General features: G+C 37.1%; 16 protein-coding genes and 1 tRNA gene. 3 read left to right on the top strand and 14 right to left on the bottom strand.

The features are described 5' to 3' along the window. Window positions 1–36: 36 nt before the first annotated feature. From CLV94_RS02810 to udk, 6 genes are all read right to left on the bottom strand, one after another. Window positions 37–690 carry a VOC family protein gene (locus tag CLV94_RS02810; protein WP_121374929.1) on the bottom strand — a complete coding sequence of 218 codons (654 nt, stop codon included), beginning with the start codon at window positions 688–690 and terminating at the stop codon, window positions 37–39. Between the two features lie 143 nt (window positions 691–833). Next, window positions 834–1,289, bottom strand: a complete 456-nt coding sequence (locus CLV94_RS02805) for a YciI family protein (RefSeq protein ID WP_121376215.1) — start codon at window positions 1,287–1,289, stop codon at window positions 834–836. Window positions 1,290–1,377: 88 nt separating this feature from the next. Then, window positions 1,378–3,507: a methylmalonyl-CoA mutase gene (scpA, locus tag CLV94_RS02800; protein ID WP_121374928.1), complete on the bottom strand. Its 2,130-nt coding sequence runs from the start codon at window positions 3,505–3,507 to the stop codon at window positions 1,378–1,380. A 3-nt stretch (window positions 3,508–3,510) separates the two neighbouring features. Beyond that, window positions 3,511–4,881 (bottom strand): methylmalonyl-CoA mutase subunit beta, encoded by a 1,371-nt coding sequence (locus CLV94_RS02795; protein WP_121374927.1) that lies wholly within the window; start codon window positions 4,879–4,881, stop codon window positions 3,511–3,513. Window positions 4,882–4,945: 64 nt separating this feature from the next. Beyond that, window positions 4,946–5,296 carry an FtsB family cell division protein gene (locus CLV94_RS02790; protein WP_121374926.1) on the bottom strand — a complete coding sequence of 117 codons (351 nt, stop codon included), beginning with the start codon at window positions 5,294–5,296 and terminating at the stop codon, window positions 4,946–4,948. Window positions 5,297–5,331: 35 nt separating this feature from the next. Then, window positions 5,332–5,940: a uridine kinase gene (gene udk, locus CLV94_RS02785; RefSeq protein WP_121374925.1), complete on the bottom strand. Its 609-nt coding sequence runs from the start codon at window positions 5,938–5,940 to the stop codon at window positions 5,332–5,334. Window positions 5,941–6,110: 170 nt separating this feature from the next. On the opposite strand from udk, the gene CLV94_RS02780 reads away from it, so the two are divergent. Beyond that, window positions 6,111–6,656 (top strand): GNAT family N-acetyltransferase, encoded by a 546-nt coding sequence (locus CLV94_RS02780; protein ID WP_121376214.1) that lies wholly within the window; start codon window positions 6,111–6,113, stop codon window positions 6,654–6,656. A 303-nt stretch (window positions 6,657–6,959) separates the two neighbouring features. Here the strand turns inward: CLV94_RS02780 and CLV94_RS02775 are convergent, their stop codons facing one another. Further along, window positions 6,960–8,546 carry an ABC-F family ATP-binding cassette domain-containing protein gene (locus CLV94_RS02775; RefSeq protein WP_121374924.1) on the bottom strand — a complete coding sequence of 529 codons (1,587 nt, stop codon included), beginning with the start codon at window positions 8,544–8,546 and terminating at the stop codon, window positions 6,960–6,962. A 588-nt stretch (window positions 8,547–9,134) separates the two neighbouring features. Here CLV94_RS02775 and CLV94_RS02770 point away from each other — a divergent pair. Continuing rightward, the gene (locus CLV94_RS02770; RefSeq protein WP_121374923.1) at window positions 9,135–9,773 is read left to right on the top strand and encodes a DUF6624 domain-containing protein; all 639 of its coding nucleotides are present in this window, start codon (window positions 9,135–9,137) and stop codon (window positions 9,771–9,773) included. An 87-nt stretch (window positions 9,774–9,860) separates the two neighbouring features. On the opposite strand, the gene CLV94_RS02765 is transcribed toward CLV94_RS02770, so the two are convergent. Then, a tRNA-Pro gene (locus CLV94_RS02765) sits at window positions 9,861–9,935 on the bottom strand. A gap of 162 nt (window positions 9,936–10,097) precedes the next feature. Between CLV94_RS02765 and trxB the strand changes: the two genes are divergently transcribed. Beyond that, window positions 10,098–11,045: a thioredoxin-disulfide reductase gene (gene trxB / locus CLV94_RS02760; protein ID WP_121376213.1), complete on the top strand. Its 948-nt coding sequence runs from the start codon at window positions 10,098–10,100 to the stop codon at window positions 11,043–11,045. A 67-nt stretch (window positions 11,046–11,112) separates the two neighbouring features. Here the strand turns inward: trxB and CLV94_RS02755 are convergent, their stop codons facing one another. From CLV94_RS02755 to CLV94_RS02730, 6 genes are all read right to left on the bottom strand, one after another. Further along, entirely contained in the window at window positions 11,113–11,946 is an 834-nt protein-coding gene (locus CLV94_RS02755; RefSeq protein ID WP_121374922.1) for a GIN domain-containing protein, read from the bottom strand. Window positions 11,947–12,033: 87 nt separating this feature from the next. Further along, window positions 12,034–12,771 (bottom strand): head GIN domain-containing protein, encoded by a 738-nt coding sequence (locus CLV94_RS02750; RefSeq protein ID WP_121374921.1) that lies wholly within the window; start codon window positions 12,769–12,771, stop codon window positions 12,034–12,036. 2 nt (window positions 12,772–12,773) lie between these two features. After that, a complete protein-coding gene (locus CLV94_RS02745) occupies window positions 12,774–14,534 on the bottom strand; it encodes a PspC domain-containing protein (protein WP_121374920.1) in 1,761 nt (586 codons plus the stop codon). 5 nt (window positions 14,535–14,539) lie between these two features. Beyond that, on the bottom strand, window positions 14,540–14,869 hold the full coding sequence (locus CLV94_RS02740; protein ID WP_056069700.1) for a PadR family transcriptional regulator: 330 nt from the start codon (window positions 14,867–14,869) through the stop codon (window positions 14,540–14,542). A gap of 54 nt (window positions 14,870–14,923) precedes the next feature. Beyond that, window positions 14,924–15,700: a GIN domain-containing protein gene (locus CLV94_RS02735; protein ID WP_121374919.1), complete on the bottom strand. Its 777-nt coding sequence runs from the start codon at window positions 15,698–15,700 to the stop codon at window positions 14,924–14,926. An 83-nt stretch (window positions 15,701–15,783) separates the two neighbouring features. After that, window positions 15,784–16,326 (bottom strand): DUF4870 domain-containing protein, encoded by a 543-nt coding sequence (locus tag CLV94_RS02730; protein ID WP_121374918.1) that lies wholly within the window; start codon window positions 16,324–16,326, stop codon window positions 15,784–15,786. Between the last annotated feature and the right edge of the window lie 77 nt (window positions 16,327–16,403).

Raw genomic sequence — 16,403 nt, 5'->3', positions numbered from 1 at the left:
TAAAGATTGTAAACTCACCGCGGCTTAAAGGGGAATTTACTCAATCGTGAGTTCCAAATTTTGCCTGTTTTCAGTGTCAAAAATTATTCTTGATGGAAAAGGGATAGCTTTTTTATCCGTAGGAAACCAATTCCTGTTTTGATTTACTATAATTAATAAGCCTGTCTCGTCTCCTAAAGCGATGAAATTTTCTTGTGGAGGTTGTTTATAATAAACAGAAAGCGAATAGTTTTCCTGAAGCTTTTTTGCTAATGAGGGAACATCATCCGTAACGATACCGATTTCACTTGCGTATAATATGGAAGAACTATTAAAGGTATTTTCAGAACGATTGTCTAGGTCATAGCGAACAATAAATTCTAAAAGGTTAGAGTTGTTATCGTAAAAATAAAACGATTTGGCATTCCATGATTCAAAATCTGCAAATGGGCTTTTTTCTAAGACTGGTAAGATTTCTATTCTTGATTTTAGCCATGTATAGGCTTCTTCAAGTTGATTATTTGGAATGTCAAAAGCGATGTGATATTGGGAATTAGCTTCTGTTTTTTTGAAAAAAAGCAAGGTTTCTCCAAAAGCGAAAACTATTTCATTCTCTGCTTTTTTATAGGTCGGAATATCTAGAATTGTATTGTAAAATTTTTCGGTTTCTATCAAGTCGTTGGACAATAGATGCAGTTCTTTAATTTTCATAATCAAACTTAATTTTTAGCTAAGTTAGAACTCTTTGTGTATAAAAATAGGTGAAGAACTTGTCAAAATATTGATGCTATTATTTTAATTTTCTATAGGAAAATCTAGTTTTTCCTTTTTTAATTATGTAGAAAAAGAGCGAACTAATGTTTCTTTTTTTCTATTTTCTCATGGGATTTTAAATATTCCGGCAATGCAGCTGAGCCATACCATTCGAATATTTCGACATCAAAAAGCTTTTCTTTTACGGCAGGATCCGTCAGTAATAAAGCATTTGCTTCTTCTGTTGTTTTTACGTTTAAAATAAAAATCCCTCGATAATTTTTATCATTCTTCTTTAATGGTCCTGCGACAATGAGCTTTCCGTCTTTAGCCAAACGGTTTATATTGTCCATGTGGCCTTTGAAAAGTTCGTTTAGTTTCTCCTTGTCTTCGGTTTTATTGGTTCCCGTCTTAAGAATGGCCAAGATATACATTTTCATTCCGTAGTCATCACCGCCCAAAGATTCAGCCAATGTGCTGTCGTATTTAGGGTTTTCTGTTTGCGCATTTGTCTTGAAAAAGAATGCCAAGAATAGTATGAGTATGATTCTTTTCATATTGCTTTTTATTTGAGTGTAACTTATTTTGGGACACATAATTCTGATAAGCAAAAAAGCAGAACACAATGTTCCGCTTTTTGAAATTTTATTCTTGCAATAAGATATCTAAAATAGTAATTGCCGCTTCACTGATTTTAGTTCCAGGGCCAAAAACAGCAACTGCTCCCGCATCAAAAAGATACTGATAATCTTGTGCCGGAATCACGCCTCCAACAATTACCATAATGTCTTCACGACCATATTTCTTTAATTCTTCAATAACTTGTGGAACTAAAGTCTTATGTCCAGCAGCTAGAGAGGAAACGCCTAAGATATGCACGTCGTTTTCTACGGCCTGTTTTGCAGCTTCGGCAGGAGTTTGGAATAACGGACCAATATCCACGTCAAAGCCAACATCGGCATAACCTGTTGCGACAACTTTAGCGCCACGATCATGTCCGTCTTGTCCCATTTTTGCAATCATTATCCTTGGACGACGGCCTTCAGATTTTGCAAACTCGTCGGCTTTTTGCTTTGCTTTTTCAAAGCTTTCGTCATTTTTTATTTCTTTGCTATACACGCCACTAAAAGATTTGATTTGCGCTTTATATCTTCCAAAGACAGTTTCTAATGCATCGCTGATTTCGCCTAATGTGGCTCTATTTCTTGCGGCATCGACTGCCAGTTCTAATAAATTGCCTTCGCCAGATTTAGCGGCTTCGGTCAACTTATGCAATGTCTCTTTTACTTTTTCTGTATTTCGGGTTGCTTTTATTCTTTCTAATTGCTCTAATTGCTGCCTGCGCACCATTTGGTTGTCGACATCTAAAATATGCAACGGATCTTCTTTTTCTAAACGGTATTTGTTTACGCCTACAATAATGTCTTGGCTAGAATCAATTCGAGCTTGTTTTCTTGCGGCGGCTTCTTCGATTCTTAATTTAGGAATTCCAGCTTCGATGGCTTTGGTCATACCGCCTAATTCTTCTACTTCTTGAATGAGTTGCCATGCTTTATGGGCAATTTCGTCTGTCAATTTTTCAACATAATAACTTCCGGCCCAAGGATCTACTGTTTTAGTAATCTTTGTTTCTTCTTGAAGGAAAATTTGCGTATTTCTAGCAATTCTTGCTGAGAAATCGGTTGGTAAGGCTATCGCTTCGTCCAAAGCGTTGGTATGTAATGACTGTGTTCCTCCAAAAGCGGCAGCTGCGGCCTCAATACAAGTTCGCGCTACATTATTGAAAGGGTCTTGTTCGGTCAAGCTCCAACCAGAAGTCTGGCAATGTGTTCTTAAGGCTAAGGATTTTTCATCTTTTGGATGGAATTGTTTTAGCAATTTGGCCCAAAGCATTCTACCGGCACGCATTTTTGCAATCTCCATAAAATGATTCATCCCAATGGCCCAGAAGAAAGAAAGGCGAGGGGCAAATTCATCAATTTTCATTCCCGCAGCCAAACCAGTTCGGATGTATTCGAGTCCGTCGGCTAAAGTATAGGCCAGCTCAATGTCGGCGGTGGCTCCAGCTTCTTGCATGTGATAGCCAGAAATTGAGATCGAATTGAATTTGGGCATCTTTTTGCTCGTGAAATCAAAAATATCAGCAATAATTTTCATCGATGGAGTAGGCGGATAGATATAGGTATTCCTAACCATGAATTCTTTTAGGATATCATTTTGGATAGTACCCGAAAGCAATTCTGGTTTTACGCCTTGTTCTTCTGCGGCAACGATATAAAAGGCCATGATTGGAAGCACGGCACCATTCATTGTCATCGAAACCGACATTTCATCTAACGGAATCTGGTCGAAAAGCACTTTCATGTCTTCGACAGAATCGATGGCTACTCCGGCTTTTCCAACATCGCCCACAACTCTTTCATGGTCGCTGTCATAGCCTCTGTGGGTTGGGAGATCGAACGCAATCGAAAGTCCCTTTTGTCCTGCTGCAAGATTTCTTCTGTAAAAAGCGTTGCTTTCTTCGGCAGTAGAAAATCCGGCATATTGGCGGACAGTCCACGGACGGCGGACATACATAGTGGAATAAGGACCACGAAGATTTGGTGCAAATCCTGCTCCAAAATCAAGATGTTCCAATCCTTGAATGTCTTTTTCAGAATAAATTTTCTTTAGCTCGATTCCTTCAGCAGTCAGGAAGTTTTCTGTGCTTTCTATTGCTTTTTCGTTGTTGGATTCTGAGCTTACTTTTATATGTTGGATGTCTTTTCTTTTCATGGCTTATTTTTCTTTCTCGCTTTCCAAACGTTCCTGTTCCATTTTCTCGGCCAATCGTTTTTCAATAATTGGCGTCACTAATGTTTTTCTCGGTTTTGATTTTACAAAAGGAAATAATTCCAGATCGTGGCTCATCCTGTCGTTTTTGTTAGGATATTTATTAGTTCCCAAAAGAATTTCTTTGCCAGAATCGAACAATTCTTGTTCTTTCGCGGCACTTTCCTGAATTTTTCTTTGGATGGTTCCTTCTATTAATTGTGTGATAAGTCCTCCGTTAGCTTCAATATCTTTAAAAAGAGCAAGGGCCTTTTCGGCTAATTGCTGTGTAAGGTTTTCGATATAGTAGCTTCCGTCGGCTGGATTTCCTACTTTGTCAAAATAACTTTCGTGTTTTAAGACGAGCAGCTGGTTTCTCGAAATTCGGTCTCCAAATTCATTATCTTTATGGTAGAGTGCATCGTAAGCCAAATTTGAAACAGTATCGGCTCCGCCTAAAATAGCGCTCATGCACTCGGTTGTTGTACGAAGCATATTTACGTTATAATCGTAAAGCGTTTTATTCCTTTTTGTCGGGATGGCAAGAATATGGCAACCTAGATTATGGTCGTATTCTTTTGCCAGTAGGTTGAAAAGTACTCGCAAGGCACGTAGTTTTGCGATTTCAAAAAAATAATTGGTTCCAACAGCGATTTGAAATACGATTGGTTTCGAAATGGTTGCCAGTCGGTTAAAGTATTCATTAGCATGAGCTAAAGAATACGCAATCTGTTGCACGATAGTGGCTCCAGCATTTTGATAAAGGCTTCCATCAATACTTAGGAAATTAATGTTTTGACAGGAAATAGAAATCGTATTTAAGGTGTCGAAATCTGAATCGAGATTGGAATGCCAATTGCCTTCTTTTGCTAATTTTCCGATCGGATCGATTTGGACAAAAATCTGTGCGTTCCTATTTTTTGCAATGGTGTCAATGTTTTTTACGAAATCGATTGAAAGAAACGATAAATGAAAATAAACCGTTGTCATTTCGAGAGGCAGTTTTTCCAATAGCTTGGCAACATCAAGATTTTCGTCTTCTATAGTAAAACGGATGCTTTCTGCACCTCTGTTTAGCGTTTCTAAAGCACGATTTACAGATTTTTCTAAATCGTGTACGAAGATATCCTGCGTAATCTTAAAAGGCGCTGTCTTTTCTGAAACAGTAATCAGGTTTTCAAATTCGTCAATGTGGTAAAAAGGCTTTACTTTTATGCCTTCGGGACTTTCCCAGACTAAGGTCTCGTTATAATCTGCTCCTTTGAGTTCGTACTGGATCTGCTGTTTCCATTGTTTGGAAGTTACGGGATTGAAGTCGTCAAATAGATGGTCAGCCATTTTTTTAGGTTATGTTGTTTTGGGCTAAAATAATCGGTTGGAGTATTTTCAGCTTCAAAAAATATTATAATGATTTGCTTTGTTCGTCTTCGGGCAAATCTTCTTCAAATTCAATAATATAGATGTCTTCGCTGTCGCGTTTCATATAGTATTTTTCGCGAGCATATTTTTCAATCTGATCCGGATTTTTAAGAAGCTTTATTTTTTCTTCATCCAGCTTTATTTCGTCCTGATAGTATTTTTTGTTGTCTTCGAGTTCTTTTATTTCCTTGTTAAGGATTCGGTGGTCAAGAAAAGAATAATTGTCCAGAAAAACCATCCAGGCGATAAAAAGCGCCAATACCAATACATATCTGTTTCCGAGGAATCTCAGAAAAGGATAGCGGTTGGTAATATTTTTGAATGGGTTTTTCATCTGCAATTTCTATTCTATAAAATTAGGCAATTAAATTATAAAATACGCTGATTAATAACAGCCCGGACTACATCAATTGCTACGGTATTGTATTTGTCATTTGGAATAATGATATCAGCAAAAGCTTTGGTCGGTTCTATGAATTGTTCGTGCATCGGCTTTAGTGTGGTCTGGTAACGGTTTAGGACTTCTTCCATATCGCGGCCTCGTTCGGCAATGTCTCGTTTGAGTCGTCGGATCAAGCGCTCGTCTGAATCGGCATGTACGTATATTTTGATGTCAAACATGTCGCGAAGTTCAGGATTAGCAAGGATTAAGATACCTTCCACAATCATTACTTTTCTAGGATGCGTGTTGATCGTATCTTCTGTCCTGTTGTGCGTTACGAAAGAATAGACAGGTTGCTCAACATTCTTTCCTGCTTTTAGGTCTTTCAGCTGTGCCACTAACAATTCGAAGTCGATAGCTCTTGGATGGTCAAAATTGATAAGGGCTCGTTCGTCAAAACTAAGATTGTGGTTTTCTCTGTAATATGAGTCTTGAGAGATGATTCCAACTTCAGTCTGAGGCAACTCGTTCATAATTTGTTGAACTACAGTTGTTTTTCCGCTTCCGGTTCCACCGGCAATTCCAATAATGAGCATATGGGTTGTGTTATGTTTTCTTTTGGCAAAAATAGAAATTATATTGAGAGTGGTTTTTGTTTTTTCTGGAAATGTTTAAGAGCCTATTTCAAAGCATAAATCGAAATTCTTTGATAAGAGCATTCTTTGTTGTAAATAAGCTTTATATTTCAAGGAAGAAAAACGGAAACATGAAAAAAAGTAATTTGCCCACTTTCCCCATATTAGCAACAGAACGACTGCGCTTACGTCCGCTAGAAGAAACGGATGAGCTGGCTATTTTCTTGCTCCGAAGTAATGATAGCGTAAATCAATATATTGAAAGAGAGAGGCCTGCGAATAACAGAGATGCTAATGCATTTATAAAAAGGATACAGCAGAATGTTGAAAACGGGAGTTCGGTATTTTGGGCCATTTCGTTAAAAGACAGTTCCAATCTGATTGGCACGATTTGTCTTTGGAATTTAACTCAAGATAAAATAATAGGAGAATTGGGTTATGAAATGAATCCTATTTTTCAAGGAAAAGGATTGATGAGCGAGGCGGTAAAATCTGTTTTGGAATATGGTTTTGTGACGCTCGGACTTAAAAAAATCGAGGCGTATACGCATAAAGAAAATGAGCGTTCCAAAAAACTTTTAAAAAAACATTTCTTTGTTCTTGAAAAAGACAGGAAAGATGAAGATAATGAGAATAACGTCATTTTTTCTTTAAAGAGAAACTGGGATGTCCAATAATAAGTGAAATAGCAATCAAAAGAATATGAAAACAAGCGAGTTTGAAAGCAAGGCTTCAATTTAGGTACTGAAACCGGTAGATGAAGTATTCGAAGCTATTGTTGACCCAAAAAAATGTTGAATTAGTTTATTTCTGAAGGTTCCGGAAGGATGGAAGAAAGAAAAGAAATAGAGTGGAAGTTTCCAGAATTTGATATCTGTTTCCAATCACTGTCAGAAAGAAAATTAAGTATTTTGTCAAAACATTCAAGTATTAAAGAGCCGGAGAATTTCCGGCTCTATAATTTTTAGGCAGCAGCCTATTTAATCTAACGAAAGAATAGTTCCAGCATTGATCTGTTCTAAAAAAGAATTGTCATGTGAGATTACCAGTAATGTTCCTTGGTATTGATTAATTGCGTTTATGAGTATCTCGATATTCTGAATGTCAAGGTTATTGGTAGGCTCGTCAAGTACGATAAGATCAGGAGGCTGATTGTCTATCGTAAGACAACAAAGCAACAACCGCATTCTTTCGCCGCCACTTAAGGCATTACAAGGCTTGTTCCAATCTTCTCTTGTAAACAGAAAGCTGTTAAGCTTGGTTTTGATATCATGTTCCTGTAGACCTGAAGTATTGAATTGCTGCGCCTGTAAATAAACACTTAAAGAATTGTCTATTAACGAATAATCCTGATCAATATAAATTGATTTTTTGTCGGCATGATAAACAGTTCCTAAAGTCGCTTCCAGCTTGCCTAAAATTATTTTAACAAGCGCAGTCTTTCCTGAACCATTTGATCCCTTTATTGCAATCCGTTCACCGCTTAGAATTTCAAAATTTAGATTTGCCTTCCAGATCAGATGATCATCATAACTAAAATTAATGCTTTTGGCAGAAAATAATATTTTGCCTTTATGCAGAGGCGAATCAGTAAATCCCATTTTTATTTTGTCGATGGCAGGAAGTGAGAAACGCAGCTCTTTTAAGTTTTGGCTTATTTCGCCAATTTTTTCACTATGAACTCCTTTGATTTTCGACGTGCTGTTTTCAGCATTATTCTTTAAAGTATTCAGCACTATGCGAGCAACACCTGATTTTTCCTGCTTCTTTTTTCCTCGAGCATCTAGTTTTTGTTTGCGCTCCATTACTTCTCTTTCTTTTTCACGGGCCTTTCGCAGTTCTTTTTCTTTAGCTCGAATATCGTTATTTAGGACATTGTTTTCTATTATTTTTTGTTCAGAATAGAAATCATAATTGCCTCCATATATTGTAATTCCGTCTTTTTGTAACTCGCAAATAGTGTTGACAAGATTTAAAAGTTTTCTGTCGTGGCTTACGATAAGCAGGCTGGCAGATGTAGTGCGGATAAAATGGTATAATAATTCTCTTCCTGCTGCATCAAGATGATTGCTGGGCTCATCCATCAATACCAAGTCAGGCTGGTGGATTGAAATGCCAGCGAGCATGACTTTTGTTTTCTGGCCGCCACTTAAAGTGCTCATTTTTTGAGTTAATTCTAATTTAAGATCCCAATATTGAAGTGCTTCAGCACAACGTTCCTCGATTGTCCAGTCGTCATCGAGTAGCGTCAGATTTTCTTCTGTAACATTGCCATTGAGAATGTTTTTTAAAGCATTTAGTTTGTCCTCTATTTTCAATGCTTGGGCTACAGAAAGTTCATCATATTGCCCATAAATCTGGGATATATGATAAATCTTGGAATTAAGATGCAATTGTCCGCTAGAAAATTCTAATTCTCCTCCTATAATTTTAAGAAGTGTCGATTTTCCAGATCCATTATTGCCAATTAAGGCTACTTTATCGTGATTGTTTATGTTTAGGTTAATGCCAGCAAAAAGCAAATTCTTACTGGGATGTAAGTAGGAGATATTGTGTAAAATAAGCATAATTTCTTTCTTAGAAGTTAATAACTATGCAGTCGCTATTGCAACTTGCAGTTTATCGTATCCGGAAGAAATTAATTTTCACACTGAGGAAATAATTTTAATTATTAATGCAAAAATACAAATCATCTGCTAAATAATCAACGATTTTAGTTGCCAAAACAGTAATTTTCAGCCTTGTCCAATTGAACAAAACAAAAAATATTAGTCTGAATTTCGTGATTTTATTTCAGTTTCGACTTGCTTTAAGATTGTTATACAAAGCAAAAGGGCAATGGAGCAATAGCCTAAAAGCACAAGAAAATTATAGTTATTGCTTTTAATCGCGAAATAGACGAAAGTGATTAACGCAAGTAACGTCACAACACTTAGGATGCTTACAAAGCTTCTAAATCTTTTTTTGCTTTATCTTTAGGTCTTCTATTGTTAATTCCGTGAGTTTTCTGTTTCCTGACATACTAATTGTTTAAGGAGTTTTCTGTGATTTCTGTCAATATGCAAATAAACGAATAAGGTATCAGATTCCAAAAAAGATTGTGTAGTTTCCATTTATACAATTATCAAAGGGTGGTGAACGATTATGTTTGTACCATGAAAGAAATCTGCTTGCTAATTTTCTGCTTGTTTTCTATCCGTGCAGCTGCACAGGAGGATTACAAGCTCGCCAAAACCATTGACAGCCTATATGAACAAGATCAGTCCGTTCAGCTCAAGCTAAAGGCAATGTATGAAAGGAATGCACCTCAGGATAGCCTGAAGCAGCAGGATTCCCTAAAAAAGGCAATCTATCTCAGGGGCGCACAATTCTCAAAGGATATCTATGGAAAATTCGGCTATCCGACCAAAAAAATGGTAGGCGAAGATGCTTCCCATCATTTTTTCGTACTCATACAGCACGCCGATATGGATACGTCTTTTCAGCTTGCCATGCTTCCGATATTGGACAAACTTTCCAAAAAAGGAGATATATCAAGAAAGGATTATGCCTACCTGTATGACCGCGTACAGCGGAACACTGGAGGAAAGCAACTTTATGGCACCCAGCCTACCTATAACGAACAAGGCAACCTGTTTGATGACAAAAACAACATCATCTATCCAGTTGATCTTGCCGATCCAGAACAAGTAGACAAAAGAAGAAAGGAAGTCGGACTAGAACCGATTGAAGAATATTATGAATCCATTCTGCAGATGCTGGGCAGGCCCAGGACAAAAACAAAACAAAACTAAACTCACATAGACACACCTGCAGCTATTGCGAATTACAAGAAAATAAAAAAGGACAAAATGAAACTAAATTCACTTTGTCCTCTTAAGTCGGGGTGGCAGGATTCGAACCTGCGGCCTCCTGCTCCCAAAGCAGGCGCGATAACCGGGCTACGCTACACCCCGAAAATGTGAGTGCAAATATAAGACTATATTTTTATTTTGCAACAGTAAAAATGAAATAGGAGAATATTATTTTTGAATAGTTAAAACTAATCTGTTTTTGCATTTAATCTTTCAATAAAAATGTACTTTTGCGGTGGAAAAAAAACAAACTCACTATATATTATGTCTGATACAATTGAAAAAATAAAATGCTTGATCATAGGCTCTGGGCCTGCTGGATATACTGCTGCAATTTATGCCGCTCGTGCGGATATGAAACCTGTCATGTATACGGGTATGGAACCTGGAGGACAGTTAACTACCACGACAGAAGTTGATAATTTCCCAGGCTATCCAGAAGGTATTGATGGACCGACAATGATGGTGCAATTGCAACAACAAGCGGAGCGTTTCGGTACAGAAGTAAGAATCGGAATGGCAACGGCTGTTGAGTTTTCAAAGGAAAAAGGAGGATGGCATAAAGTTACTGTTGACGGGAATAAAGAAATTCACGCACAGACTGTCATTATTTCTACAGGTGCCACTGCAAAATATCTTGGATTGCCAAGCGAGCAAAAATTGCGTGGAGGCGGTGTTTCGGCTTGTGCAGTTTGCGATGGTTTTTTCTATAAAAATCAAGACGTGGCTATTGTTGGAGCAGGGGATACAGCTGCAGAAGAAGCGACGTATTTAGCAAATATCTGCAAAAGTGTAACCATGCTAGTCAGAAAAGATGCTATGAGAGCTTCTAAAGCCATGCAGCATCGTGTTGAAAATACGCCAAACTTAAAAGTGCTTTTTAATACAGAAGTTGATGAGGTTATCGGTGATCAAGTCGTTGAAGGTTTGAGAATGGTAAATAATTTTACTGGCGAAAAATCTGAAATTGCCATTACTGGATTGTTTATAGCAATCGGGCACAAGCCAAATACAGATATTTTTAAAGGACAGTTGGATATGGATGATACGGGCTATTTGATAACTGCCGGTAAAACTACTAAAACCAATTTACCAGGTGTTTTTGCTGCCGGTGATGTTCAAGATAAAGAGTATCGTCAAGCAATTACAGCGGCTGGAACCGGTTGTATGGCGGCTTTGGACGCAGAACGTTATTTGGCAACATTAGAATAAATTTCTGCAAATAATAGATATAAAAAATCCCAAGTAAAAGCTTGGGATTTTTAGTTTATAAAAGGAATTACTTTGTGGGCTTTTTCATGATGACAGCACTGTCTGAAAAATTCTTGATCTCAATTTTTTGGTCGCCATACAGTTGCAGTTCTGATTTTCCTCCAGCATCTATAAGTGCTTTTACACTGACCAAGATACTTCCGGTTGCATAGGCTTCAGTTGTGATTTCAGCATTTTTAGCATTAAGGTTTTTTCCTGTAAAACTAGCATTGTTGTCTAATCTTAATTTCAGGTCAAAGATATCGCCTTCGATAGCGGCAGTAGATTTTTGGTACATATCGAATTTCAACGATTCGGAAGAAATCAACGCTTTCATGTTTGCGCTTTTGCTCAATTCAACTGCAGCAGTTTCTGATTTGACATTCAATTCTACTTTCGACTTGTCGTTGGCAAAAATGGTAAACAGCCTTGATTTTACATTCAGGAAAAGTTTGGTATAATCAAATGTCTTGAAAGTGATATTGTCTAATTCGATATCAGAAAGTGCATTAATTGTCGCTTCATTTTTGGCAGTAACCATTTTGAAATCATCGGTATACGTTACTTTTACGCTCAATTTCTTAAAGCTGGTCACGTTTTTTGTTGTCGTTAGTCGTAATGTTCCACCGTTAAGGCTGGATTCGATTACTTCGTGGAGATTTTCATCGGCTTCAATTTCTAATGCATTGTTGTCGCCTTTGACTAAAAAAATCTCAATGTTGTCTTCGACTTCAAGATTTTCGAAATTTTGGATTTCTCGTGGCGCGATAGTTACTGTTTTGGTGCCTTTTATTTTTTCCTTGCTCTGTGCAAAAGAAAAAGCAGTTGTGAGGATAACGGCAAGTAGGATTACTCTTTTCATTTGTGTCAGGATTGTTTCACAAATATAAATAAAGATTGCAATGTGGATTAAAAAAAATCCCGATAAAACTATCGGGATTTTTGATTATTAATTTTTGCTAATACTACCGCCAGAGTCTGCCTTTTGAGTCAGATTATCTCGAGGAACTGTATTGTAGGTAATCGAACCACCGCTCGAAGCATCTGCATTTAGTGTCAGGATCGGATGGAGGCTGATAGTACTGCCGCTTGAAGCCTCTGCAGTAATGTCATTCGCCAATAATCCTTGGGCTTCTATGTCGCTTCCGCTTGATGATTCTGTCTTGAATTTTAGGGCTTTCCCTTTAACATTGACAGAACTGGCGCTGCTGCTGTTGCAGATCAAGTCATCAGCTTCTACGTCGATGTTGATTTCTGCAGCACTGCTCGCGTCTGCCAAAAGCTTTTCGGTCTTTAAAGTATTGACGCTTTTGATTGATGAAGCGCTTGAAGCTTCAAGGCTCGAAATGATAGGCATTTTTACCTTTATTCTTTTTGCTTCTACATTTTTAAAATTGTTGACATCTGTTTCTATGATGAGTATTCCATTTTCTACTCTTGTAGTGATGTACTGCTGCAGGTTGTCATCTGCTTCTACAGTTACTCCAAAAGAATCGGATTGTTCTAGTTCTACTTCTAAAGCATTGTTTACGCTGATGCCTTTGAATTCGCCGACGTTTCGAGTTTCAGTAGTGATATTGCCGCTTCCGGTTACCGATTTTCCAGTCGTGAATTGGCACGATGTAAAGAATAACGAAACTAAGAGAGCTACGATTAATTTCATAAAATAAATTATAATTCGAATCATAATTAGTTGGTTTTAATGATTACTCCGTCTTTATCTATTTTTAAGCCTTTTACTTTTTTATTTTGTTGAGCGTTTGCTCCTTCTTTTATTTGTACACCTTTTTCGTTAATTGTTACAGTTGTACTAGTAGAATCATTTGCTTCTATATTCATGTCTTCAGCACCTACTCCATACGCTACCTCTTCACCTGCTCCTTCACCCGCCTCAGGAGGACAATTCAAGCATTTTACTTGCGAAGCTTCCATTTTGTAGACATAGATATCAGAATCAAACCATAGGTTAAAGAAACCGTCGTCGGTGTGGTCATAATTTTGAACGGACATGTCTGGCTTAAAATACGTTCCTTCTGGAAGGTATAAGAAGATTTCTACTTCTTGATTGCGGTATTTATTCTTGATGTCTGTCAGCAGATAATTGTCTAAAATTAGTTGATTTCCTTCAATCTTGAAATTATATTTTATCTTTTCTGCTCTTTGTCTTGCTACTGCGAATGATTTGCCTTCTGCTTTTTTCTCGATTTGGAGGTATGGTGTTTTTTCATCCGTTTTCATGATACGAAGACTTACATTATTAGAATAGATCAATAATGTGTTTGTTGAATCTTGCACAAACTCAAAATCTTCTGTGTCATAGATGCTTTTTGCATAATAATCATTGTAGGTGAATTTGATTTTTAACGTATCATTCGGATTAAGGTCAATTTTTTGTTTCTGGACCACTTTAGCATCAAAAGCTACTTCTGTGGCTTGCTGCAATCCTAATGCTGTCAAAGCTCCTATTGAGATGATCCAAAGTGCAAGCAACGTATATTTTGCAGGATTTCCGATAGACTTCATGTTTGTAATCAGCAATTTCAGACCTAAAATCAGAAGGAAGAAAAATGGGATACCGATAGCAGCTAGAATCAACATTCCTACTATCCAAAGTGGCACATCTGTAAAGTTATCGATATAGCTTTGCCAAGGGAAGTCTACCATTGAGATGGATCCTGCCGTGATTACTCCTATGATTAAGGATCCAAGCGTTGCGGATGCAAAAACAACAAGGAATGCACCGATAACTTTTCCTAAGATTGAAAATATCTTTAGGATGACATCGCTCAGGCTGCTTCCGATTTTTTCGCCTGTGCTTCTAACTTGGTTTCCCATTTTGTCATAGTCGACATTCTTGAACTTGTCTGAAATATTTTCGAATTCTTCACGAACTTTTCTTTCGATATTGGAAATCGTAACAGGCTCGCCGGTCATTTCTAATTTTTCAGTTGTAGTGTTTGCCGCTGGCATCAAGATCCATAGGATGACATAGATTAAAAAACCTGTACCAAAACCTAATAGAAGAATAACCATGATGATTCTTAGCCATAAAGCATCAATTCCCAGGTAATGACCAAATCCGGATAAAACACCTCCAACCATCGCATTGTCTTTGTCGCGATATAGTTTTCTGCTTTTTTTCGCAGATGTGCTGTAGTTATAAGAAGGTTCTGGAGCTCCATCATCATCGATTCTGTAATCTTCAGGTTGTCCCATTACCGTAATTACTTCTTCAACATCCTTGATTCCCACGACTTGTTTATCGCCACGGTTTTTTTCGGTCAGCAATTCAGCAATTCGCATTTCGATATCCTTCATTATCTCGTCTTTTCCAGTAGAGTTTGATAAGGATCGCTTTACAGCATCGAAGTAGCGATTTAATTTTTGATATGCATCTTCATCGATGTGAAAGAACATACCTCCTAAGTTAATATTTACTGTTTTGTTCATGATGATTATTTTTGGCTGGTTATTATGTTTACGGCATCAGACAATTCTGTCCATGTGCCATTTAATTCTTTTAAAAATTGTTTTCCTAATTCTGTCAGGCCGTAATATTTTCTTGGCGGTCCCGAGGTTGATTCTTCCCAACGATAGTTGAGCAATCCGTCATTTTTCAGTCTTGTTAGTAGCGGATAAACAGTTCCTTCTACGACAAGCAATTTAGCGTTTTTTAAAGTGTCTAGTATTTCAGAAGTGTAAGCATCTTTTTCTTTTAAGACCGATAAGATACAGAACTCCAACACTCCTTTGCGCATCTGGGCTTTAGTGTTTTCAATGTTCATATATGTGCGTTTAAATTTTTAATAAACTGTGTTTTTTTGATTTCTATTCATGATCTACTCCATTGCTATTTGTACAGGTTTTGCAGGTTTTTTAGTAACGATTGCAAAAGAATCTTTTCCTGTTTTTAAATTTTCCGGTTCTCCGAAAAAGGTTATTGAGGAGGCATCCGTTGCATTCGCGTCTATTTTTTTTGCGTTCAGCAAAGCTGAAGACTTGGTTCTTGCTGTGGCTTCCATGTTGTCTACAAAGAAATTTTTGGCATTACAATAAGCTCCAGAACTTGTGTTGATCGTTGCTTTTTTGGCTGATCCTGTAAGGCTTACAGTGGCGCCACTCTTAAAGCTTCCCTTAAAATAATCCGTTTCAAATTTACCGCTAAAAACAGAACCAGAGCTAACATATACTGTTGTCTTTGAATTCGCTAAAACAGTTCCTCTAAAATAAGAACCCGATGCAATGTCAATGTGTATATCGTCGGCGGTGATTGGTCTATCAAAAATAATTTTTGATTTTGACGATGCCTTGAATGAATTTACATTTTTTCCAGCGATAAAAACTTTCAAAATGGTTTCTTCTGCATTTGCTTTGTTCTTTTTGGAATAATAAACTCTTAACGTTTTTCCGTTTGTTTCAGTAATAACATTAGCGAGATCAATTTTACTGTCTGTCTCAATTTTTACTGAATTTTCGTCGCTTTCCATATAGGTCATTTCAATTCCCGATTCTACTTCTATTTTAGAAAAATCATTGATTTTTCTGCTTTCTGAAACCTGAGCACTGCTTACTAGCGTTGCCAAGGTCATGGCTGCTGTGATGATGATTTTTAACATAATGTCCGTTTTTTGATTGATGATTGATGATTGTTTAGGGTGATTAGTCCTGGTATTATAATTTTCTCATGGCTTTTCAATAATTAAACTGTTTCGTTTTCTGATTGATGATTGATTGATGATTCTGGTTCCTGTGGAGCTTCTGTTTTTACGTTTTGTTTTTCGTCTGTGGTTTTGATAAAGTTGATTGTCAGCGGATATTTGTATCGTTCTCCGTTTGCCGCCTTTACTGTGGCATAAATGATTAAGAAGAATTCGGCCACTTTTAAGGTAAAGAACAAAACTACTGCTGTTATGGCAACGACTACGATTCCTGTAATATGTTCAAGGCTGAAATTCTCGATAATAAAATCGTCTCCATCGATGATAGCATTCATAGGAATGTTTTTAAAAATGGTAAAGACGAAGATGGGTATGGCGATTAGACTTAGGATCAAGGTATATAAAAGCAGGCTTAACTGAAAGTTGATGGCTTGCTTTCCATGATGATCTATATAGTCGGAATCTTTTTTACTTGCTCCCCAAATGATGATCGGAAATATGTAATTTCCAAAGGGAATAAAGTATTGTGTTAACGTACTTAAATGCACTAATGCGGCTGTTGTTTTTTGATTTGATGTTTCCATGATTAAAAGTATATAATAATATCCTATGCAAATATATGGCTAAAAAACAGTATCTTGTTTTACATAGTACTAATATT

Source organism: Flavobacterium endophyticum (assembly GCF_003634455.1).
Taxonomy (GTDB): domain Bacteria; phylum Bacteroidota; class Bacteroidia; order Flavobacteriales; family Flavobacteriaceae; genus Flavobacterium; species Flavobacterium endophyticum.
This window is presented reverse-complemented; position numbering and strand designations above follow the sequence as displayed.